Origin of the sequence: Sphingomonas sp. 7/4-4 (genome assembly GCF_027941955.1) — a bacterium.
GTDB lineage: Bacteria > Pseudomonadota > Alphaproteobacteria > Sphingomonadales > Sphingomonadaceae > Sphingomonas.
Genome location: NZ_CP115960.1, coordinates 3,979,510 through 4,000,027, shown reverse-complemented (window position 1 = coordinate 4,000,027; position 20,518 = coordinate 3,979,510). Strand labels below are relative to the sequence as shown.

The window sequence follows — 20,518 nt, the reverse complement described above, 5'->3', positions numbered from 1 at the left end:
CATTGCACCAGCCCTGTTTCGGCATTTGTCGGAGTGCTGGGCTGGCAGCAGAAGATGCGGGAATGTTCGTAAGGATCGACAACGGGCGATCCGTCACAGGAGAGGATGAACAATATGGCGAAGAGGCGTGCTTATCTGCTGGGCGTGGCGCTGGCGTTGATCGCGGCCGGCCCGGCCTCGGCGCAGGTGACGACTCGCGTTCCGGCGCCCGTGCCGGGTGCGCCTTCGGCCACCGTCGAGCGTATCAAGGTCCACTCTCCCGCCATCGCCGGCAATCTGGAGGGCGAGTCCGCCGATCGCGACGTGCTGGTGGTTCTGCCTCCCGGTTACGCCAGCCACCCGAAAAAGCGCTATCCGGTGCTCTATGCCCTGCACGGCTACTCGATCGGTGCCGAGCAATGGGTCAAGGAAATCCATGTCCCCCAGACGATCGAAGGCGCCTTCGCCAAGGGCGCGAAGGAAATGATCGTCGTGCTTCCCGACAGCAAGACCGCGCATAACGGATCGATGTATTCGAGTTCGGCGACTACCGGCGATTTCGAAACGTTCATATCGCACGACCTGGTGCAGCATATCGACACGCATTACCGCACGCTGGCCAAGCGTGAGAGCCGTGGACTGGCCGGCCATTCGATGGGCGGGTACGGCACCGCACGCATCGGAATGAAGCACCCCGACATGTTCGGAGCGATCTACATGATGAGCCCGTGCTGTCTCTCGCCGCGTGACCCCGCCCAGTTCGACGCGGCGACCGGGGCGAAGCTCGCCAAGGTGCAGTCGCTGGAAGAGGCGAGCAAGCTCGGCTGGGGCGAACGCGCGCAACTCGCTACCGCAGCGGCCTGGTCGCCCAATCCCCGGAATCCGCCTTTGTACCTCGACCTGCCGATGAAGGACGGCGTGGTGCGGCCCGAGATAGTGGCGAAATGGGCGGCGAACGCGCCGCTCGCATTCGTCGACCAATATGTCGGCAATCTCCGCCGCTACCGCGCGATCGCCATCGACGTCGGCGACCGTGACGGGCTCAAGGAGGACTCGCGAAAGCTGCACGAGGCGCTCGATCGCTATGGCATCGCCAACAGCTTCGAAGTCTATCCCGGCGATCACACGAGCGACGTCGCCGCGCGCTTCCAGGAACAGGTGATCCCGTTCTTCAGCAAGCATCTGGCGTTTGCCGCGCCCCGGTAATGCACCTCCCGCCGGAGCGGCCCGGGGCCGCTTCGGCGCTCACATCGACGAGCGCGTATCCTCGAGCGCCAGGTCGACGAGAATCCGCATTGCCTCGCTCGCAGCGTCGGGATCTCCGGCGGCGATCGCCTCGAAGACGCGCGCATGGTCGGGCAGCGGATCACGCGGCAGCGCGCGCGTGCGCTGCTTGAACTGGGTCGTCCAGTTCACTGCCGCGCCGATGCTGGCGCTCAGCGCGATCAGCGCGTTGTTGTGGGTGGCTTGCAGCAGCGCGTCGTGGAAGTCGCGGTCCGCGGCCCGGCCCGCCTCGGTCGCCAGGGTGAAGCGGCGCATCCCGGCCAACGCCTCCTTCATCGCCTTGATATCGGCCTTTTCGCGACGTCCCGCCGCAATCCGGGCAGCCGCCGGCTCGACGATAGCGCGCAGCTCGAACAGGTCGCGGACGAATTCCAGATCGGGCTCGCCCGAAAAGGCCCAAGCCAGTACCACCGGGTCGAGCACGTTCCAGCGGCTGCGCGGGAGCACCCGCGTTCCCGCTTTCGTGCGACTTTCGACCAGCCCCTTCGCCGCTAGCACCTGTACCGCCTCGCGATAGGCGCTGCGGGAAACGTCGAGCGCTTCCGAATTGGCGACTTCCCCGTCAGCCGCTCGCCCGGAGCGATGCGTCCCGAAACGATCGCGGTTCCGAGATAATGCGCAACCGCACCGCGCAGGCGCCGGCCGGTGCCCTTGGCGGACGACGCGAAGGGGCCGGCGGTAGAACGCGCAGGCTCCGGGGCGTCTTCGCTGTCCGATGCCATAGTGGATTCCCCCTGATACGCCCTGCATTATCCCCAGCCCGGCAATGCAGCGCAAGGTACGCCTGGCGCAATACTCCGAGTACACCCGCGCGCAACTCGGTGACGACAAATCCCGCACCGATTTGCGTCGTGGCCTGGACGATCATCGCCGACTTGTCAGCAAGCTCGATCCTTTGCCGATGCACGCCTGCTCCTCTCCATACGAGCAGGTGGCAACAGATCGCAATTCTCACCCTCCTCGCCGAAATCGGATTGATCAGACATTTGCAATTTGTCATATAGTGGAACGTACCTACGAAAAGTGAAACGCGAGGCCGCACCATGGCTTACGCGGCAAAAGGGGAGAGATGAGAATGTCTGAAGCCAGGATTGCCTATGCCGCACTGATCTGCGGCGTTTCCCCGTTGGCATTGTTGCTCGCGACGAACTCGGCGGCCGCGCAAAGCGCGCAATCGGATACGCCCGCCACGGAGGCCCCGGCGGCAGAACCCGAGACGCAGGAAAACGAGATCGTAGTCACCGGTTTCCGCGCCAGCCTCGGCAGCGCGCTCAACGCCAAGCGCGCGGAAACTTCGGCAATCGACGTCATCAAGGCGGAGGACATTGCCGACTTCCCCGACAATAATCTGGCCGAATCGCTCCAGCGCATACCCGGCGTCTCGATCAACCGCGTCGGGGGTGAAGGCAGGGCGATCACGGTTCGCGGCCTCTCGGGCAGCTTCACGCGCGTGCGCATCAACGGGATGGAGGCGCAGGCCATTTCCGGCGCGACCACCTCCGATCGCGGCACCAACACCGGGCGCGGGTTCGACTTCAACGTCTTCGCTTCCGAGCTGTTCAACAATCTGGTCGTCCGCAAGACCGCGGATGCCGAGACGATCGAAGGCTCGCTGGGCGCGACGGTGGATCTGAACGTCGCCCGGCCATTCGATTACAAGGGCTTCACCTTGGCCCTCGGCGCGCAGGCCGGATACAACACGCTCGCCAAGAACATAGATCCGAAGTTCAGCAGCCTGATCGCGAACACCTGGGAGACCGGGATCGGCCGGATCGGCGTGCTCGCTTCCGCAGCCTATAGCCGCCGCAATTATTATGAGGACCAGTTCGGCTCGGGCGGCTGGAACCCCGCCACCGTGGACGGCGGCTTCTGCTCTCCTGTCGGCGTGGCGCCGGTTTCACCCGCGCTCAACCCCGCCCAGGGAACGACGGCGAGCGATTGCGCGACGGGCGTGCCGCGCCCCGCGGCGAACGATACCAATTATGGGCTGGTCAATCGTTCGACCGTCTTCCTTCCGCGGCTTCCGCGCTACGGGCGCTTCCATCATGACCAGAAGCGCCTCGGCGTTACCGGATCGGTGCAGTGGGAGCCGGCGCCCGGCATCGAGATCGGCGGCGACCTGCTCTATTCGGATTACAAGGTATTCCGCGAGGAGAACTGGCTCGAGGGCTTCTCCTTTGCCCGCGCGATCGCTTCGCCGAACTTCGGCAAGCCGCAGACCGCGATCCGCGAGGCTATCCTGCGCGAGGCGGGCGTCAGCCACACCCAGGGCGCGAATTTCGGCCAGACCGTCTACGACATCGATTATGGCGTGTTCGACGGCGTCGACGTGCGTTCGGACACCCAATACGATCGCTTCCGCAGCCGCTTCACGCAATATTCGCTCTACGGCAAGTTCGACGTAACCGATCGGCTGCGGCTGAACCTGCTCGCGGGCAAGGCGAGCACCAATTACGACCAGACCGAGCAGACCACGTTCCTGTTCGGCCGCAACAACACGCGCCAGACGATCGATTTCCGCGAGGACCGCAATCAGCCGACGATCGGCTTCGGCTTCGACGTCACCGATCCGAACCAGTTCACACTGGCGCCCGGCAGTGCCGAGATCCGCACCGCGCCGTCGTTCATCGACAACGTCAACAAGATGGTCGAGGGCAGCTTCAAGTGGAAGGCGACGGAGGGGTTCACGCTGAAGGGCGGCGTGCATTTCGACCGGTTCGACTTCAGCATCCTGCCCTATCAGCGCGCCAACAACTTCCTCGTGCCGACGGTGAGTCCGTCCGACCTCGCCGGCATGACGCATCTGGTCGAGGGCTTCGGCGAGGGCATGCGCGAAGGCGTGTTCCCGAGCTCATGGGTCGCGATCAACTATCAGGATTTCGCCAAGCGCTACGGGCTGGATAATTACACCGGCGACTTCGCGCTCATCCAGAATCTCGGCGGCACCCGCAAGGTGCGCGAAGACGTCGTCTCAGCCTTTGGCCAGGTGGATTTCGACTTGTCCGCCGCAGGCGCGCCGATCCGTGGCAATGTCGGCATGCGCTATGCCCGCACCTCGCTCGATTCGACCGGCTATTCGACGTCGCTGGGGCAATTCGTGACGGTGCAGAACAGCTATGAGGATTGGTTGCCGTCGCTCAACGTGGTCGCCGATCTGACCTCGAAGCTGTTGATCCGCGGTGCCGTGGCAAAGGTGATCACGCGGCCCGAACTCGGCTTCCTGAGCCCCGGCGCCAATGTCGTGATCAGCGGCACGCCCAGCGTCAACAGCGGCAATCCGCTGCTCGAACCGATCCGCGCCACCACCTATGATGCCGCGATCGAATGGTATTTCGCGCCCAATTCGCTGCTGTCGGCGGCGTATTTCCGCAAGGACATCCAGTCCTATATCCAGAACCAGGCGCTGCAGATGACCTTCGCCCAGACCGGACTGCCGCTGAGCCTGCTGGCCAATAGCGGCCTCGATCCCAACGTCTCGGTGTTCACGGTGAACCAGGCGCGCAACACGCCGGGTGGGCCGCTCGAAGGCTATGAGATCAACTACCAGCACGCCTTCACCTTCCTGCCCGGCTTCCTCCGCAATCTGGGCGTGCTGGCGAACTACACGCACGTGAAATCGACGATCACCTATTTCCTCGCAGCGAGCGCGAGCAACACCACCGATCGCGATCTGCTCGGGCTGTCGCGCGATGCCTTCAACGGCACGCTTTATTACGAGGACAGCAAGCTGAGCGCGCGTATCTCGGGCTCGTATCGCGGACCGTACATCATCGCATTGCCGGCGAACAATCCGCTCCAGGACCTCGAGGGCGTCGACAAGTCGCTCATCTTTGATCTCTCGGTGTCGTATCAGCTCACCGACAAGATCAAGCTGAGCTTCGAGGGGCTGAACCTGTTCGACCGGCCCTATCGCCAATATATCGACTCGGATCGCGACAGCACGTTCGTCTACAGCCACACCGGCGCGCAATTCTATCTCGGCGCGCAGTTCCGGTTCTGAAGCGTATGGGATCCAAGCGACGGGCTTAGCAAAGCCAAGCCCGTCGCTCCCCGCAACGACTGAACGACCGCAATTGGGCGTATGTTGCGCATCACAATATCTCGAAGACTTCGTAGTGAACCGAGTTGTCGGAGCGACGCTCGCCTACGCTCACGGATACGATCGAATTGAGCCACGCATAATCTGGCGACGCCGTCTCGAAGAAAGGAACCGTCCTGAGATAAAGGTCTTGCGCGGTTTCGCCGTGTGCGGGGACCTGGGGCCGAGTGTGGGCCCGGCCACGATAGGTCATCAGGATCTGCGAACCGTCGTCAGTCAGGAGCAACAGGCGGACGTCCTGCTCCCGCGATCCGTCGGAGCGGACGAGCAGCACGTCCGATCCTGCATAAGGAGAGATTTCGCCGCTGAGGCGCTCGCCCGCGAATGTTCCCCCTGAAACAGGGAAGATGCGCCGTCCGCCGACAGGGGTGGTGCCCAGTTCGATCATCGGATGCAGATCGATATCCAGGCTGAAAAGATGACGGGACTCCAACGCGCGCATTCGGCACCTCCGCGATACGATGTTCGTATGGATCGCTTGAATGTCTCAGGGCGTGGCGTTTCGACAGTGCGCATTTTTCCCTGTCATATGAATCTGTGCTTATTGTCCTGAATGCGAAACCGGCCGCCTTCCCTTGAGTCTCTCCGGTTCCTCGAAGCATGTGTCCGGCACTCGAATTTTGCGCGTGCGGCGAATGAGCTTGGGGTCACTCCGACGGCAGTGAGCCTTCGCATTCGCGATTTGGAAGCGGACCTGGGAACGAGGCTTTTCGATCGGTTCGGGCCAAGGGTCGCGCCGACGCAGGCGGGCCTGGACCTGGCAGCGCGGCTGACCGAGGCTCTCGATCTCATCCGTTCCGCAGTCGACGCGTGCCAAAGCACGCAAACGAAACTGCGCATCACCGCCGTGCCGACATTCGCCACTCGCTGGCTGGCACCGCGCCTCGCTTCTTATCACGCGCTTCCCGATTCAGCTCCGATCCAACTCGACGCGTCGACCGGGCTGCGGCCGGGAGACGATTTCGACATCGCGATCCGAACAGGTCCCCGAAACTGGCCGGGCTTCGAAGCCGTTCGCCTGATGCCCGTCGAATCGACGCCGATGTTGAGCCCTGCGCTCGCGGCGAGCATTGATCTCACGTCTCCGCGCGACCTTGCGGCCTTGCCGTTGTTGCCGCACGACCAATGGCGGCGCTGGTTCCGTGAATGTGGCGAGACAGTCGAATTGCGCTTCTACGCCGACGACTATCCCACGCACGAACTCGATGCGACTGCCGCGATCGAGGGTGCTGCAGTCGCGTTGCTTTCGCCGATGCTATTTGCCTCCGCGCTGCACGAGCGAAAGCTGGTTCAGCCGTTTCCGCACGTCCTGGAAGGCCCCGATTACCACTGGCTGCTCCTGCGTCCCGGTGAGGCGCGGCCGGCCGTACTCCGTTTCAGGCAATGGCTGGAACATGCCGTCCTGACGGGGCGTCGATCGCCTGTTCTCGCATAGCGAAAACGCGAGCAAGATCACCCTGTCGCGCGAGGTTGATCGCAAGATGCCTGCGCCGCCCGGCGTCATTAGCTCGAGCGCGAAGGATCAGTCATCGGGTCGGCCATTTCGCGAGGATCGAGCGCGCGGGTTGCGGGCAGCGACCCGGTCTGGCGCTCGATCATGCGGTGCACTTGCGGCGGCTCCGGCCCTTTGTGCAGCGCGGCGATCGCTTCGCTATTGGCACGATCCGCTTCCGTGCGGCGCTGGTTGTGGCGGACATAATCCAGCCAGGTGGCGACGTGATAGCGTTCGATCCAGGCCTCGGGGTCGGCCAGATCTCGCAGGAGGGTCCAGTCGCGCGCGCCATCGCGTCGGCGAATTCGCCTTCGCTCGGCCATGGTTCGAAGGAACCGGACAATATCCTTTTGCGCGATATGATAGGTGATCGTGACGACGATCGGGCCGCTGCGCAGCTCGATTGGCACTATTGTATCCGGCTCGGTCCACGTGCCTTGCGGATCCAGGTTGATTGCCTCGATCTGGGGGATCGGCAGCCAAATCCCGAGCAGCGCACCTGACAATTGTATGGCGGCGGCGCAAAGCAAGGCGGTTCCCACGCCCTGCCCCTCCGCGACCGTGCCGAACAACCAGCTCCCCGCGGCCATGCCGCCGAACGCGGCCATCTGGTACAGGGCCAAAGCCCTCGCGACGACCCAGCGCGGCGCGGCCATCTGCACCGTGACGTTGAACGTGGATAGCGCAAGCACCCAACCGGCTCCCGCAGCGGCCAGCGCGGGGATCGTCAGCAACAGGTTCGAGCTCACGCCGGAGACGGCCGCCCCCACGGCAAGCGCGATCGCACCAAGGCGAACGAGGCCCTCGACCGGCAGCGCCCGTCGCAGCCGGCTGCTCATCACGGCGGCACCGACCGCGCCGATGCCAAAGGCGCCGAGCAGCATGCCATAGGTAAGCGGTCCACCCTTGATGATATCGCGCGCGACCAGCGGCATGAGCGCCGGGACCGCACTTGCGGCGAGGCCGAACAGCGCCGCGCGCAGCAGGACGATCCGCAGATTGGGCGACATCGCGACGTAACGGATGCCGGCCGCCATCGCGACGCCCAGCCGTTCGCGCGGCAGCAATCTGGGCGGCAGGCCCGGGCGCCAGCGAGCGAGCACAACGATCAACCCGACATAGCTCAACGCATTGATCAGAAAGGCAGCCGCCGCGCCGGCTGCGGCAACGATCAGGCCGCCCAGCGCGGGCCCCACGCTTCGGGCGATATTGAAGCCCATCGAATTGAACGCGATCGCCTGCGGCAGCACGCTGCGGGGAACTATGTCGCCGACCGATGCCTGCCAGGCCGGGCCATTGATCGCGGTGCCGCAGCCGATGAGGAAAGTGAATGCAAGGAGCAGCCATGGGCTGAGGATCCCGGTCCAGGCACACACCGCAAGGGCAGCCGAGACGAGAAGCATGAAGACCTGGGCCGCGAGCATCACCCGGCGGCGATCGAGATTGTCGGCAATGGCGCCGGCCCAAAGCGACAGCAGCATGATGGGTAGTGTCGTCGAAGCCTGAACCAGCGCGATCAGCTGGGGCGAACTGGCGAGGAAATCATCAGCCAGGACGCGCCAACCGACTGAATCAATCCGCCGAAATTGGATGCGACGCTGGCGAACCAGACAGCGCGGAACACCGGGACCGCGAACGGGGATCGAGATCGTCGCGGGAACTGCAGTCGCGTCGGCGGTCATGGGTTCCTCAATGCTCGACCCCGTCGATCGTGCCAACCCGTCACGCCCCCGCTCACCCGGCGCCGGATCGATCGTTCAGGTAGATCGATCTCGCCCGACATGGATCCATCGATCGATCGCCGACCGGATCGTTCGGTCGGGATCGTTATTGGCCCCGTGCGGTCGATGCCGCGCCGATGATGCCGCGCCTATCCTGCGATGGGCGAAAGGATCATCGCGTTGGATGTCACTCATGTTCTGGTCATCAAGGACGGCGCCGACGATCCGATCGACGGCATACTCCAGAGTCTCGCGAACGATCCCGGGATCGTCATCGCGACTCCGGCGCCGCTGGACCTTGCGGCCGGAATCGAGGAAGCCCGGCGCCGCGGCACGACACTCAGCGTCATCCTGATCATCAGCCGCGAGGCGCGCATCCCCGCCATCGTCGGCGAGATCCGCGCGGTGCTCCCCGATATTCACCTCGTCGCGCTGGCGATCGAGACCGGCACCGCCAATCTGTCGCTGCGCGATCCCAATTTCGACGAACTCAACAGCGTCCTTCGCACGCTTTCGCGCCCCGGCCGCGGCTTTCGCCGGGAAAAGGGCAAGCTGCTGCGTTTCACCGCGCGGCTGCCGGCGAATGACGCAGGCGATACAGGCGCTTCCGCCGGACCGCCCCGCAACCTGCCGGTGGTGACGGTCATCCAGCTCGATTCGAAGTCGGTCGACGCGATCGATCTCGCGCTCGAATGGGTCGAAGCGGCGACGCGGGTATTGGTCGGCATCTGGTCGAGCAGCCGCAAGGATGAGAGCGCCGGCTTCGCGCTCAGCTGGGGCGCGCTCGAGAGCTGGCTGGCCAATATGGTGCGGCTGGTCGAATCGGTCGACGATCGGCCCGAACGCGTCTTTCGCCGCCTGATCGCCCTACTGGAGGATAACGAGCACGCACACATCCCCTCGCCTCTCTCTACGAGCGCATCGAACGCGATCCGCTCGCGCTCAAGATCGCGTTGATCGCGGCGGCGGGCGATCTCGACATCCGCTTCCACCGCCTGTTCGGCGCATTGCACGACGATTTCGCGCGGCGCTACGCCTCGGTCGGCCTGGCCTGCGCGATCATCGCGGCGGGAACCAAGGGCGTGTCGCCGGCCAAGGTGCGTGGCGAGCTCGCGACCAACCCGCATCTGCGCCGGCTCGGACTGACCAGGGCAGCCGGACCGCTGGTCGACTCCGCCGAGGCGCCGCTGCGGCTGGCCGCGACGATGATCGACTGGCTGCTCACCGGCGACGCCGATGCGCTCAGCGGCCCCGAAGCGCGGCGATTGCGTCGGCCGGCGAAGGCCGAAGCCGCCCGCTTGCTGTCGGCAGATCGCCTGCGGCGGGTCCGGGCTTCGGTGCGCCACGCCTTGGTCGGGCGCGACGGCGACCGCGTGTCGGCGATCATGCTCGCCGGCTCGGCGCCCGACTGGATACGGGTCGAAGCGGCCGAGATCAGCGAACCCGCGATGATCATCGGTCCGGCGGCGGGAGAGACCAATGCCGAGGTGCTGGCCGGCGCACTCACAGACATCGCCGACGCCGCTTTCCTGTCCGGGCGGCGCGTGGTTGCCGACCTTGACGGTGATGGCCCCGAAGGCGACGCGTTGTGGCAGGTGCTGACTGCGTCCTGGGACCTGTTCGATCAACCGCCTTATGTCATCGCGGACAATCCCGAGCGTCGCCTAGCCACTGCGCCGCAGCCGCATATCGTCGTCGCCGACCTCCCCGCCGACCCGGAGAGACCGCCGCGACACGATCGTCGCCGCGCTTGCCGATCTGGGCGGCGGCAGCGACGCACTGACCGATCGGCTGACCGACGGCTTCCCGGTCCCGCTCGACGCCGTGCCGCAGGCAGTAGCCGTGGCACTCGCCCGGGCCGCCGCCAACGGTCGGCCCAACCAACCCGACGACGCCGACTGGCTGGGCGGTTTCCGCCGCATCGCCGGGGCGCGGCTGCCGACGCTGGCGCGGCGCATCGAGCCGCCCGCGACTGATACCGGCGATGACGAGAGCCCGCTCGACATAGTGGTGCTGCCCGCGGCACAGCGCGATCAACTGGCCGAGCTGATCAGCCATGTCCGCCACAGCCGCGTCGTGCTCGAGGATTGGGGCTATGCCGCACTGACCGACGGCCAGGGCATCGCCGCTCTGTTCTCGGGCGACAGCGGCACCGGCAAGACCACTGCCGCGCACGCGATCGCCGCCGAATTGGGGGCGGACCTCTACGCGATCGACCTCGCCCAGGTAGTGAGCAAATATATCGGCGAGACCGAGAAGAATCTCGACCTGATATTCGACGACGCGCAGCGCGCCGGGGCGGTATTGCTGTTCGACGAGGCCGACGCACTGTTCGGCAAGCGCAGCGCGGTCAGCGACGCGCGTGATCGCTACGCCAATATCGAAGTCGCGCACCTGCTGCAGCGGATCCAGCGGTTCACCGGCCTGGCGCTGCTGACCACCAATCATGCCGACAATCTGGACCCCGCCTTCACGCGTCGGTTGCGCTTCCGGATCGAGTTCCCACGGCCCACCGCGTCTGACCGGCTGACGATCTGGGAACAATCGTTCCCGGCCGACTTGCGCGCCGAGACGCTCGACTTGCGCGCCATCGCCTTCGCGTTCGACCTGACCGGCGGAACGATCCGCCAGATGGCGGTCCATGCCGCGATGCTCGCCGCCGAGGAAGGCGGGCTGATCCGCTTCGACCATGTCCTGTCGGGCGTGCGCAGCCAGCTCGTCAGGCTCGGCCTCTATACCGACCTTCCCCGGCTCGACGCGATCGCTACCGCCGCCAGGGCAAAGGCGGCGTAATGGCGATCGATACCGTCACCGCCGCGATCATCGACATGCTCAAGGAGTCGCTGGGCAACCAGGAGGGCGTGCCGCCCAATTCCTATGTCATCAGTTTCGCCTCGCCCAACGAGGGCGCGGCCAATGCCGATGTCGTGCTTTTCCTCTACCTCGTGACCCCCGCGCCCGAGCTGCGCAACGCCGAGCGCATCCGACCCTGGCCCGGCCCCAATGACCCGCCGCGGGTGATCGAGCCGGCAGTCGCGCTCGAGCTACATTTTCTGCTGACCGTCGGCGCCGGCGCGCCCGCGGGCGCGGCCGGACTGAGCCGGCTGGTCGACGCGGTCCGCGCGATCGAGGGCGCCTCGCCGCTCGCCGTGCCGGCCGCATTCCAGGAGGCCATCTGGCTGTCGCTGCTGACTTTGTCCTCCGATGAGATGGCCCGGATCTGGGGATTGTTCCCCAACGAGAATTGCCGGTCGTCGATCGCTTTCCGCGCCAGCCCGGTCTGGATCGATCCGCGCGCGGTGGAGGACGACGCGACGCCGGTCAGCGAGAGCAGTTCGAAAGCCGGGCGGATGTTGGAGGAGGCATGACCGCGTCGCTGGCCCTCCTGTCGCCGGACATCGTCAAGCGTCGCGTGATGGTCGCGCTCGAATTGGTCGACCCGATCACCGGCCGGCTGGCAGGAGCAGACATGCGAGTCAGCGGGCCAGGTTTCGCGGCGCCCTCGGTCACGCGCGCCGGGCAGATCGTGTGGACCGATCCGCAGCCACCGCTCGATCCGGCCGATCCGGCGCCGCCGCCTGACCGTCAGCTGGCGATCGAGGCGATCGCCCGTCACGGTCAGTTCGCGCCTTATAGCCGAACGCTGACATTGCCGGTCCGCCTGAAAGATGTGCCGCCGCCCGTTTATCGCGACACGCTGGTGCCGACGGGCCTCTACCAGGCGCCACCCGGACGGCTGGCAGCCGCCGGAATGCTGATCGACGCGGCCGCCTCGCGCCAGCCCGTCGCCGGCGCAAAAGTGAGAATCTGGCTGCAGTCGCGCAACGATGCCGCCGCACTCGACAGCAATTATCAGGCGATCAGCGACACGCGAGGCGGGTTCGTCGCCGTTGTCGGCGATCTCGCCGGCGATGCGTCGATGCCGCAAAAGGCGCCCGCGCCCGACGGTGCGGTAATCGGCTGGATCGCCTTCACCGTCGGCGCGACCACGCGCCACAGCCTGCTGCTGCCGCTCCGCCGTGCTCGCCTCTTTCAGGCACCTGCACCCTTTGTCTGGGCCGCTTTGGCGGCTGCGCCGCCCGCATTGCCCGCACCATGACCAGGAATCCAAGGAGACTCGACATGCCCCCCGAGACTGACGACGATACCGCTCCGGCCGCAGTACCCTCGCCCCCGCACCACCGGCTCCGCCCCCGGCACCGCCAGGCGATTGGGGCAATGATCCGCAGCGCGTCATCGCGACGCAATTGGCGCTCGCCGATGCGATGAAGCCGATCGAAGCGGCCGCAGCCGATCTCTATGCTGTCGACCGCCAGGCTGCGCGCGACGCGATCGCCGACAAATATGCCAAGGCCGTGGCGCCCGGCGGCGATCTGCGCCGCAAGCTCGATGCCGCCAACGCCAATTTCAACGAGACCGCCGGCTTCATGGTCGATGCGCTCGACGAGTGGGTGAAGAAGGTCGCCACCGGCCCGCTGCACCAGCTTCTCGTCACGCGGGCGAAGACCAGGACCGACCTCGACGCCACGCTCGGCTCTCGTGAACGCGCCCGCGCTGCCGCGCAGGATGACGCCAAGGCCTGGGGCGCACGCTTCGCCGATTGGTCGGCGCCGGCCGATACGATCACCAAGATCGTCGCGGGCTATGCCGATCAGATCAACAAGCTCGATCTCGAGATCAACGGCGGAAACGCACCCGATTCGGCGATCCTCAGCTTCTGGTTCGAAGTCGCGCCGAAGCATCTTCAGGTTTCCGACGGAACGCTGACGGACGACGCCAAGACTGCGCTGGGCAAGGTCAAGAACGCAGTCGCCCAGGCCGGCTTCGCCGATCTCGCCGCCTGGCTCGATCCGGTGACGGCACGCAACGCCGGCGGCGTCTATGTGATCCCGCCGGTCGACCTGCCCCCAAGCGGGCCGACGTCCTGACCAAATGGAAGGACGCTGCCGTGGCGCGCGCCGCCGCCGAGGCCGACTTCAAGATCGATCCCGACGACGCCGCCACGCTCAAACAGCGCTGGAGCACGCTCAAGGACGACATCTGGATCAAGAGCGCCAAGGCATTGCTCACCCCGACCGCATCGTGACGACGCGCGCAAATCCGAACGGAGGACGACATGGCTGAATACCTCGCACCCGGCGTGTTCATCGAAGAGATCGAGCGCGGCCCGCGGCCGATCGAAGGCGTCTCGACCAGCACCGCTGCTTTCCTCGGCGAAACCGAGCGCGGCCAGACCTGGCCGCGGCTGGTGACCAATTTCAACGATTTCCGCCGCTATTTCGGCACCAGCTTCGCCGACGGGAAATTCCTGCCCGACGCGGCATCGGGCTTCTTCGACAATGGCGGGCAGCGCCTCTATGTCTGCCGCATCGTCGGCCCGGGCGCCGCCGTTGCGACGATCGACATGGGCGGGCTGACGATCTCCGCCGCCGGGCCCGGCGATTCGGGCAACCGTATCTTCGCCAAGGTGGTCGACAGCAGCACGACGCGCGCAGGGGCCCCGATCGGTTTCCGTCTGCAGGTCGCCTATTGGCAGACGCCGTCGCCCGGCGGCACCTATCCCGATCCCTTCGACCCGACCCAGCCACGCTTTCCGGCGCCGACGATCCGTGAGGATTTCGACGATCTGGTGTGGGACGACCCCAATTCGCCCGACTATTTCGTCAAGCGGCTGGAAACCGCGAGCGCGCTGGTCAAGGTGAGCGCCGCGATACCGCTGACTTCGCAGCCGACGGGCGCCTTCACCGCGCTGGCGGGCGGCACCGACGCCAGCGCCGACCCGGGACTGGTCGAGTATAAGGGCGGGAATACCGACAGCAATCTGCGCACCGGCCTGTCCGCACTCGAGCTCGACGCGTTCCGCGACGTGGCGCTCGTCTACGCGCCCGCGGCCGCCGACGACGTTGCTCAGGAAGTCTATAGCCATTGCGAGCGGAACCAGTTCCGCTTCGCGGTGATCGACGCACCCAAGAGCAGCGCCGACGTCTCGTTGATCACCCCGCGCGACAATTGGGACACCAGCTACGCGGCTTTCTATTACCCCTGGATCGGCGTCGCGGACCTGCGCAGCGGGCAGAAGAAGACCGTGCCGCCCGGCGGCCATGTCCTCGGCCTCTACGCCCGCACCGATGTCGATCGCGGGGTGTGGAAGGCGCCGGCCAACGACACGCTGAGCGGCGTCTTCGACCTCGAATATCTGGTCAACGACCAGATGCAGCAAGTGCTCAACCCCAACGGGGTCAACGCCATCCGCCGCTTCCCCGGCCGCGGCATCCGGGTATGGGGGCGCGCACCCTCTCGTCCAATTCGCTGTGGAAATATGTCAGCGTGCGGCGGCTGTTCATCTTCCTCGAACGGTCGATCTACGAAGGCACGCAATGGGTCGTGTTCGAGCCTAATGACGAACGCCTGTGGGAACGCGTCAAGGATACGGTCCGCCTGTTCCTGCGCACCCAGTGGCGCAACGGCGCGCTGATGGGGCTGACCGAGGACCAGGCCTTCACCATCGCCTGCGACCGCTCGACGATGACGCAGGACGACATCCTGAACGGCCGGCTGATCTGCGAAATCGGCATCGCGCCGGTGCGCCCGGCCGAGTTCGTCGTCTTCCGCATCTTCCAGAACACCGCCGAAGCCCAGAGCTGACCGGCGCCAACAGGAGACGCACCATGGCACGCAACGACCCCTCCGGAACATGCGGTTCCGGGTCGAGATCGATCAGATCACCCAAGGCTTCTTCAGCGAAGTGATGATCGGCGAAACCTCGAACGAAGCGATCGACTATCGCGAAGGCGCCGACCCCACGCACGTCCGCAAGCTGCCGGGCCTGACCAAATTCGGGAACATCACGCTGAAATGGGGCGTGACCGATTCCCAGGAACTCTACGAGTGGCACAAGAAGGTGGTCGGCGGCGGCATCAAGGATGCGCGCAAGACGGTCAAGATCATCGTCATCGACGAATCCGGCGCGGACAAAGCGAGCTTCCTCGTGTCCGAGGCCTGGCCGACCAAATACGATCCCAGCGACCTCAACGGCAAGGGAAACGAGGTGTTCATCGAACTCCTCGAGCTGGTCAACGAAGGCATCGAGCGCACCAAATAGGAGGCCGCCATGGATCGCATCGCGAACCCGGGGTTCAAGACCGAAATCGACTTCACTTTGCCCAAGGGCTTTATCGACGAGACGGGCGTGCTGCATAAGCGCGGCGTCATGCGGCTGGCCACCGCCGCCGACGAGATCCTGCCGCTGCGCGATCCCCGGGTGCAGGCCAATCCCGCTTATCTGACGATCATCGTGCTGGCGCGCGTCGTCACGCGATTGGGCAGCGTCGCGCATATCGACACCCAGCTGGTCGAGGCGCTGTTCGCCTGCGACATCGAATATCTCCGTCGGTTGTACGAGGAGATCAACGCCGCTGAAGAACCCGCCGCGGTGCCCGCGCCCGCAGTCGCCGCCGCGGCCAACGGGCGGACGGCGGGGGCCTCACCGTCCTGGGGGAAGCCTGATGGCCTACCCCGTGGCCGATCTTTACGGGGAAATGGCGTTCATCGCCGCGCATTTCCACTGGAGCAGCGAGACGCTGCTGACGATGGAGCATGGCGAGCGCCGCCGCTGGTGCCGCGAGATCTCGCGGATCAACCGCATGCTCGGCGCGAGCGCCGACGATCCGTTCGCGGGGTTGTGAGATGGCGATCGGCCCCTATTCCGGTTTCCGCTTCGTCGTGCTGGTCGACCAGCTCGAGGCCGGCGGCTTCACCAAGGTCCGCGGCCTGTCGCGCGAGACCAAGGTCGAGAGCTTCCGCGAAGGCGGGGTCAACGATCACGAACACAAGCTCGCCTCGCTGACCACCTATGGCAATCTGGTGCTGGAGCGCGGGCTGGCCGATCCGGCGCTCTATGCCTGGCACCAGGCGGTCGTCGAAGGGATGGTCAAGCGCGCGATCATCACCGTCACGCTGCGCAATACCGAAGGCGGCACGGCGTGGAGCTGGAACGTGCTCAACGCCTATCCGGTCAAATGGACCGTGACCGATTTCGACGCCAATTCGGGCCAGGTCGCGGCTGAATCGGTCGAGTTCGCGCATACCGGCTATCTGTTGCGCCCCGGCCTCGGGAGCATCGGGCTGTGACCCCGCGTCCGCCACTCGGGTGCACGCGCCCGCTCGCCACCACGATCGCCCCGCCGGGATCGCCCGTGCCGGCCGCCCGACGGCGGGGAGCGCCCCTGTCCTGGCGCCGAGCCACCCGCATCGCGGCGGGCGCGTCGACACGTCACGAAGTCCACCATCATTGGCCGCTGACCGTCAATCTGCTGTTCCGTTCGACCGTCACGGCACCGGCGACACCGCCAGCCCAGCCGGCACCGGGAGCAGCGGCCATCACGCCCCGCCATGTCGCGAAGGCCGGAACGGTCATGATTTGGGAGCGGCGCGACGCGATCCGGAACGCGCCATCCCAGACTCCGTCCAAACGCTCGGGGACCGCACCGCAGCCGTCGGCGACACAGCCTTCGCTCCCTTCCGCGATGCGTTCGCCCGAGGCAGTTTCCGACCCATCGCCGAGCTTCGCGCGGACGCTCTACCCCCTGATCGAGCAGCGCTGGCTGCGCACGCGGATGACCTTTCATTCGCCGGTCGAACACGGCGAGGCCGGCACCGCATCGCACTCGTCAGCCGATCGCCATTTCCCCGTGATGCGGCCGTCGCGCCGGTCCGATATTCCCCTTGAGACCCATTCGGCAACGAGGCGGACCGCCCCAAGTCTCTCCCGCCCGATGCGGCCGGACGATCGCCCGCTGTTCACCGCGGACCCGCTGGTACACCGGTCGCTTCGCCGGATCTCGGTCACGCCCTCGGCGCCTCGGCCCGCCGACACCGCACGCACCGCAACCGCCTCGCGCATGGCGAGCCCGGTCCGCAGAGCGCTCGATATCGCCCCGGCGCGTCCCGCACGGGCGGCCCGCGCGCACCCCGCCGAGCAGGTCTGGTCCGCTCCGCAAACCGCCGCCGGCGCATCGTTCACGCAGGCCTTCGCGCCGATTTTCTCGTCGCCAGGCATGTCCGCCCCGGCAATCGCCGTCGCTCCGGGGTCCGTCGCCGCGCCTGCCGCAGCGGCCCCCGACGTCAACCGCCTGGTCGACGAGGTCATGCGCCGGATCGAGCGCCAGACCCGCCAAGACCGCCAGCGCCGGGGGATGTGATGTTCGGCAAGTCGCTCGAAAAAGCCTATATCGAAATACTCGGCGGCGCCCGCATGGGCGAACGCATCCAGGTGCTGTTCAACCCGGCCGAATACAGCCTCGAGCGCGGCAACGCCTATAAGTCGACTCCCCTGCCGGGGCTGGGCGGCCCGCTGATCCAGTTCGTCAACGGCGACGCACCGACCTTGTCGATGGACCTGTTCCTCGATGACTGGACCGATCCCAAGGGCCCGCCCGACGACTTCCTCCCGATCGCCTCGGGCGGCGGCAAGAGCGTCAAGGATCGGATCGACGAGATCCTTTCGCTGCTCGATATCGACCGCACGCTCCACGCGCCGCCGCCGGTGCGGTTCGTCTGGGGGCCGCTGCGGTTCGACGCAGTGATCGAGAAGATCGGCCGCAAGACCTCCCTGTTCCGCCCCGACGGCACGCCGGCGCGCGCCAATCTGTCGGTGTCGTTCAAGGGGTTTACGCCGCACGATCGCGACGCGCCCAAGGTACGCCTCGAATCCGCCGACAAGACCAAGCGCCGTCAGATCGGGGCGGCAGAGACGATCTGGGAGATCGCCGACACGGAATATGGCGATCCTCGCTACTGGCGCGTGGTCGCCGCGGCGAGTGACGTGGACGACCCCCGTGCGCTGGTCCCGGGCGACTGGCTACGCGTGCCGCCGCTGGAGGTGAGCAATGCTCTTAACCGATCGCAATAGCGCGCCGAGCAAGCTGTACGTGCCGGGCGCGACGATCGCGCTCGGCAGCGCCGACACCGATATGCGTGATCGCTACGGACTCGATTTCACGCAGGTGGAGGTCGATCTGGCGATCAGCACGGTCGGCGCGTTCCGCTTCACCATCCCGCACGCCTTCGACGCCGAGAAGCGCGACTTCTTCACGCCGCGCGGCGAAGCGCTGATGCCGCTGCTCAAGCTCGGCCAATCGGTGTGGATCAAGATGGGCTATGGCGATCGGGCGCATCAGACGCTTCTGATCTCGGGCTTCATCAATTCGATCTCGACAAGCTTCGCGGAGGGCGGCGCCCCCGAGATCGAAGTGTCGGGTCTCGATGTCCTGCAAATGATGACGTTCGACACGACCGAGCACCGGCTGGAGAACCGCTCGATCCGCGACGCCGTCAACGAAGTCGCCCAGGCTTACGGCGTGACGCTCAAATTCTCGGGCGATCCGCCGTCCAACATCACGCTCGACGCCAATCTGCAGAACGACCTGGAATTCCTGCGCAAGCTCGCCGAGAATTTCTCCAACCCGAAGCAGAAATGGGAATTCTTCGTGCGCGCGTCCCCGGGACGCGACGTCCTGGTGTTCCGCCCGCGCAGCCCGATCGATCCCCCGCTGACGACACTCGACTGGGGCGGCGACCTGCTCAGTTTCAAGCCCGACATCGATTTGGGCAAACAGGTCAAGAAGTTCGAGATCCTCGGCTGGGACGAAGTCAAGAAGGAGGCGATCGTCGGCGTCGCCACTGCCGACAAGGGCAATAAGGGCGAGCCTTCCGGCGGCGACATCATCGCCTCGGCTTATGGCCGCAGCGCGGTCCGCCGTGAGCGCCGCGCGGTCAAGTCGAAACAGGAGGCCGACCAGATCGCCGCCGCCGAACTGGCCAAGCTGAGCAACAATCTGATGAAAGGCGAAGGCGAGACGTTCGGCCTGCCCGAATTGCTGCCCGATACCAGCATCACGCTGGCCGGGATCGGCCAGCAATTTTCGAACAATTACTACGTCACCAAGACCGTCCACCGCTATGACGGCGCCGGGTATCGGACGAAATTCTCGGTCGAGCGGCCGGTCGCATGAGCGGCCTCGACTCCTTCTCGAATCGCAACGCGAGGCCGGCGGCTCGGTCGCCGGCGTCGCCGTCGCCACCGTCGTCGACAATGCCGATCCCCAGGGGCTCGGCAGGGTCAAGCTCAATTTCCCGTGGCGTGAGGCCGGCTTCACCACCGATTGGGTGCGCTGCATGGCCCCGATGGCCGGCGCCGCGCGCGGTGCCTATTTCCTGCCCGAAGTCGGCGACGAGGTCCTGGTCGCGTTCGACCGCGACGACATCCGCAAGCCCTATGTGCTGGGCGGGCTGTGGAGCGACACGGACAAGCCGCCCGACGCCAACGACAGCAAGAAGAACGACCATCGCGTGATCAAGTCGCGCAAGGGCCACATGCTGCAGTTCGACGACAGCGATGCCAAGGGCGTCGTCACGGTCCAGCTGAGCGACGGCAAGAAAGTCGAGATCGACGACGACGGCATCCGCATCACCGATGCGAGCAACACAATCTCGATCGATACCAAAAGCGGCGCGATCAGCGTCGAGGCTTCGGCCAGCCTGTCGCTGAAAGCACCCAAGATCACGATCGAGGCCTCGGCATCGCTCGAACTCAAGGGCGGCGCAACGCTCAGCGCGAGCGCCGGCATGGTGAAGATCAACTGATGGGACAGCCAGCCGCCCGCGTCGGAGACCCCACCAGCCACGGCACGCCGCTCGGCCCCGGCCCGGGCGCGCCGACCGTGCTGATCGCCGGCCAGCCGGCCTGGCGCGCGGGCGGCGACACGCATGTCTGTCCGCTGGTCGACGGCGTCAAACCGCATGTCGGCGGCGTGGTTGCCCTGGGCAGCGCGACGGTGCTGATCGGCGGCCTTCCCGCCGCGCGCCAGGGCGACATGGTGGTCGAGGCCGGCGCCCCCAACGCGATCGCGATGGGCGCCCCCACCGTGCTGGTCGGAGGCTGAT

20 protein-coding genes and 3 pseudogenes are annotated in these 20,518 nt (G+C 66.0%); 20 read left to right on the top strand and 3 right to left on the bottom strand.

Annotated elements, in window-relative coordinates:
* Window positions 1-114 precede the first annotated feature (114 nt).
* Window positions 115-1,185, top strand: coding sequence for an alpha/beta hydrolase (locus PIB19_RS20485; RefSeq protein WP_271238822.1), 1,071 nt, complete (start codon window positions 115-117; stop codon window positions 1,183-1,185).
* A 39-nt stretch (window positions 1,186-1,224) separates the two neighbouring features.
* Here PIB19_RS20485 and PIB19_RS20480 read toward each other — a convergent pair.
* Window positions 1,225-1,985 (bottom strand): annotated as a pseudogene (locus tag PIB19_RS20480) (FadR/GntR family transcriptional regulator).
* A gap of 353 nt (window positions 1,986-2,338) precedes the next feature.
* Here PIB19_RS20480 and PIB19_RS20475 point away from each other — a divergent pair.
* Entirely contained in the window at window positions 2,339-5,263 is a 2,925-nt protein-coding gene (locus PIB19_RS20475) for a TonB-dependent receptor (RefSeq protein ID WP_271238821.1), read from the top strand.
* A 91-nt stretch (window positions 5,264-5,354) separates the two neighbouring features.
* On the opposite strand, the gene PIB19_RS20470 is transcribed toward PIB19_RS20475, so the two are convergent.
* Entirely contained in the window at window positions 5,355-5,804 is a 450-nt protein-coding gene (locus PIB19_RS20470) for a DUF3237 domain-containing protein (protein ID WP_271238820.1), read from the bottom strand.
* A 111-nt stretch (window positions 5,805-5,915) separates the two neighbouring features.
* Between PIB19_RS20470 and PIB19_RS20465 the strand changes: the two genes are divergently transcribed.
* Window positions 5,916-6,797: a LysR substrate-binding domain-containing protein gene (locus tag PIB19_RS20465; protein WP_271238819.1), complete on the top strand. Its 882-nt coding sequence runs from the start codon at window positions 5,916-5,918 to the stop codon at window positions 6,795-6,797.
* A 68-nt stretch (window positions 6,798-6,865) separates the two neighbouring features.
* Here the strand turns inward: PIB19_RS20465 and PIB19_RS20460 are convergent.
* A pseudogene (locus PIB19_RS20460) lies at window positions 6,866-8,520 on the bottom strand (MFS transporter).
* 235 nt (window positions 8,521-8,755) lie between these two features.
* On the opposite strand from PIB19_RS20460, the gene PIB19_RS20455 reads away from it, so the two are divergent.
* From PIB19_RS20455 to PIB19_RS20375, 17 genes and pseudogenes are all read left to right on the top strand, one after another.
* A complete protein-coding gene (locus tag PIB19_RS20455; RefSeq protein ID WP_271238818.1) occupies window positions 8,756-9,532 on the top strand; it encodes a hypothetical protein in 777 nt (258 codons plus the stop codon).
* Window positions 9,529-10,551, top strand: coding sequence for a hypothetical protein (locus PIB19_RS20450; RefSeq protein WP_271238817.1), 1,023 nt, complete (start codon window positions 9,529-9,531; stop codon window positions 10,549-10,551). The genes PIB19_RS20455 and PIB19_RS20450 overlap by 4 nt, the downstream gene beginning before the upstream one ends.
* Window positions 10,552-10,582: 31 nt before the next feature.
* Window positions 10,583-11,368 (top strand): ATP-binding protein, encoded by a 786-nt coding sequence (locus PIB19_RS20445; RefSeq protein WP_336297349.1) that lies wholly within the window; start codon window positions 10,583-10,585, stop codon window positions 11,366-11,368.
* The gene (locus tag PIB19_RS20440; RefSeq protein WP_271238816.1) at window positions 11,368-11,943 is read left to right on the top strand and encodes a Pvc16 family protein; all 576 of its coding nucleotides are present in this window, start codon (window positions 11,368-11,370) and stop codon (window positions 11,941-11,943) included. Before PIB19_RS20445 ends, PIB19_RS20440 begins: the two co-directional genes overlap by 1 nt.
* Window positions 11,940-12,674: a hypothetical protein gene (locus PIB19_RS20435; protein WP_271238815.1), complete on the top strand. Its 735-nt coding sequence runs from the start codon at window positions 11,940-11,942 to the stop codon at window positions 12,672-12,674. Before PIB19_RS20440 ends, PIB19_RS20435 begins: the two co-directional genes overlap by 4 nt.
* 148 nt (window positions 12,675-12,822) lie before the next feature.
* Entirely contained in the window at window positions 12,823-13,503 is a 681-nt protein-coding gene (locus PIB19_RS20430) for a hypothetical protein (RefSeq protein WP_271238814.1), read from the top strand.
* A gap of 20 nt (window positions 13,504-13,523) precedes the next feature.
* The gene (locus tag PIB19_RS20425; RefSeq protein WP_271238813.1) at window positions 13,524-13,661 is read left to right on the top strand and encodes a hypothetical protein; all 138 of its coding nucleotides are present in this window, start codon (window positions 13,524-13,526) and stop codon (window positions 13,659-13,661) included.
* A 30-nt stretch (window positions 13,662-13,691) separates the two neighbouring features.
* Window positions 13,692-14,801 (top strand): annotated as a pseudogene (locus PIB19_RS20420) (phage tail sheath subtilisin-like domain-containing protein); the annotation flags it as partial.
* 53 nt (window positions 14,802-14,854) lie between these two features.
* Window positions 14,855-15,220 (top strand): phage tail sheath family protein, encoded by a 366-nt coding sequence (locus tag PIB19_RS20415; RefSeq protein WP_271238812.1) that lies wholly within the window; start codon window positions 14,855-14,857, stop codon window positions 15,218-15,220.
* A 49-nt stretch (window positions 15,221-15,269) separates the two neighbouring features.
* Complete coding sequence (locus tag PIB19_RS20410) at window positions 15,270-15,677, top strand: phage tail protein (protein ID WP_271238811.1); 408 nt, start codon at window positions 15,270-15,272, stop codon at window positions 15,675-15,677.
* 403 nt (window positions 15,678-16,080) lie between these two features.
* On the top strand, window positions 16,081-16,260 hold the full coding sequence (locus PIB19_RS20405) for a DUF6760 family protein (RefSeq protein WP_271238810.1): 180 nt from the start codon (window positions 16,081-16,083) through the stop codon (window positions 16,258-16,260).
* Between the two features lies 1 nt (window position 16,261).
* Window positions 16,262-16,705, top strand: a complete 444-nt coding sequence (locus PIB19_RS20400; protein WP_271238809.1) for a phage tail protein — start codon at window positions 16,262-16,264, stop codon at window positions 16,703-16,705.
* A complete protein-coding gene (locus PIB19_RS20395; protein ID WP_271238808.1) occupies window positions 16,702-17,775 on the top strand; it encodes a hypothetical protein in 1,074 nt (357 codons plus the stop codon). The genes PIB19_RS20400 and PIB19_RS20395 overlap by 4 nt, the downstream gene beginning before the upstream one ends.
* On the top strand, window positions 17,775-18,485 hold the full coding sequence (locus PIB19_RS20390) for a CIS tube protein (RefSeq protein ID WP_271238807.1): 711 nt from the start codon (window positions 17,775-17,777) through the stop codon (window positions 18,483-18,485). Before PIB19_RS20395 ends, PIB19_RS20390 begins: the two co-directional genes overlap by 1 nt.
* On the top strand, window positions 18,463-19,587 hold the full coding sequence (locus PIB19_RS20385; RefSeq protein ID WP_271238806.1) for a phage late control D family protein: 1,125 nt from the start codon (window positions 18,463-18,465) through the stop codon (window positions 19,585-19,587). Before PIB19_RS20390 ends, PIB19_RS20385 begins: the two co-directional genes overlap by 23 nt.
* Window positions 19,535-20,218, top strand: a complete 684-nt coding sequence (locus PIB19_RS20380; RefSeq protein WP_271238805.1) for a phage baseplate assembly protein V — start codon at window positions 19,535-19,537, stop codon at window positions 20,216-20,218. The genes PIB19_RS20385 and PIB19_RS20380 overlap by 53 nt, the downstream gene beginning before the upstream one ends.
* Window positions 20,218-20,517 (top strand): PAAR domain-containing protein, encoded by a 300-nt coding sequence (locus tag PIB19_RS20375; protein WP_271238804.1) that lies wholly within the window; start codon window positions 20,218-20,220, stop codon window positions 20,515-20,517. Before PIB19_RS20380 ends, PIB19_RS20375 begins: the two co-directional genes overlap by 1 nt.
* Window position 20,518: the final 1 nt, after the last annotated feature.

Excerpts from the sequence above, each read along its gene's own strand:
- PIB19_RS20375 (WP_271238804.1), top strand. The coding sequence starts at position 20,218 with ATGGGACAGCCAGCCGCCCGCGTCGGAGACCCCACCAGCCACGGCACG.
- PIB19_RS20470 (WP_271238820.1), bottom strand. The coding sequence starts at position 5,804 with ATGCGCGCGTTGGAGTCCCGTCATCTTTTCAGCCTGGATATCGATCTG.
- PIB19_RS20390 (WP_271238807.1), top strand. The coding sequence starts at position 17,775 with ATGTTCGGCAAGTCGCTCGAAAAAGCCTATATCGAAATACTCGGCGGC.
- PIB19_RS20380 (WP_271238805.1), top strand. The coding sequence starts at position 19,535 with ATGACGGCGCCGGGTATCGGACGAAATTCTCGGTCGAGCGGCCGGTCG.
- PIB19_RS20485 (WP_271238822.1), top strand. The coding sequence starts at position 115 with ATGGCGAAGAGGCGTGCTTATCTGCTGGGCGTGGCGCTGGCGTTGATC.
- PIB19_RS20385 (WP_271238806.1), top strand. The coding sequence starts at position 18,463 with ATGCTCTTAACCGATCGCAATAGCGCGCCGAGCAAGCTGTACGTGCCG.
- PIB19_RS20475 (WP_271238821.1), top strand. The coding sequence starts at position 2,339 with ATGTCTGAAGCCAGGATTGCCTATGCCGCACTGATCTGCGGCGTTTCC.
- PIB19_RS20440 (WP_271238816.1), top strand. The coding sequence starts at position 11,368 with ATGGCGATCGATACCGTCACCGCCGCGATCATCGACATGCTCAAGGAG.
- PIB19_RS20410 (WP_271238811.1), top strand. The coding sequence starts at position 15,270 with ATGCGGTTCCGGGTCGAGATCGATCAGATCACCCAAGGCTTCTTCAGC.
- PIB19_RS20435 (WP_271238815.1), top strand. The coding sequence starts at position 11,940 with ATGACCGCGTCGCTGGCCCTCCTGTCGCCGGACATCGTCAAGCGTCGC.
- PIB19_RS20415 (WP_271238812.1), top strand. The coding sequence starts at position 14,855 with ATGGGGGCGCGCACCCTCTCGTCCAATTCGCTGTGGAAATATGTCAGC.
- PIB19_RS20405 (WP_271238810.1), top strand. The coding sequence starts at position 16,081 with ATGGCCTACCCCGTGGCCGATCTTTACGGGGAAATGGCGTTCATCGCC.
- PIB19_RS20400 (WP_271238809.1), top strand. The coding sequence starts at position 16,262 with ATGGCGATCGGCCCCTATTCCGGTTTCCGCTTCGTCGTGCTGGTCGAC.
- PIB19_RS20465 (WP_271238819.1), top strand. The coding sequence starts at position 5,916 with ATGCGAAACCGGCCGCCTTCCCTTGAGTCTCTCCGGTTCCTCGAAGCA.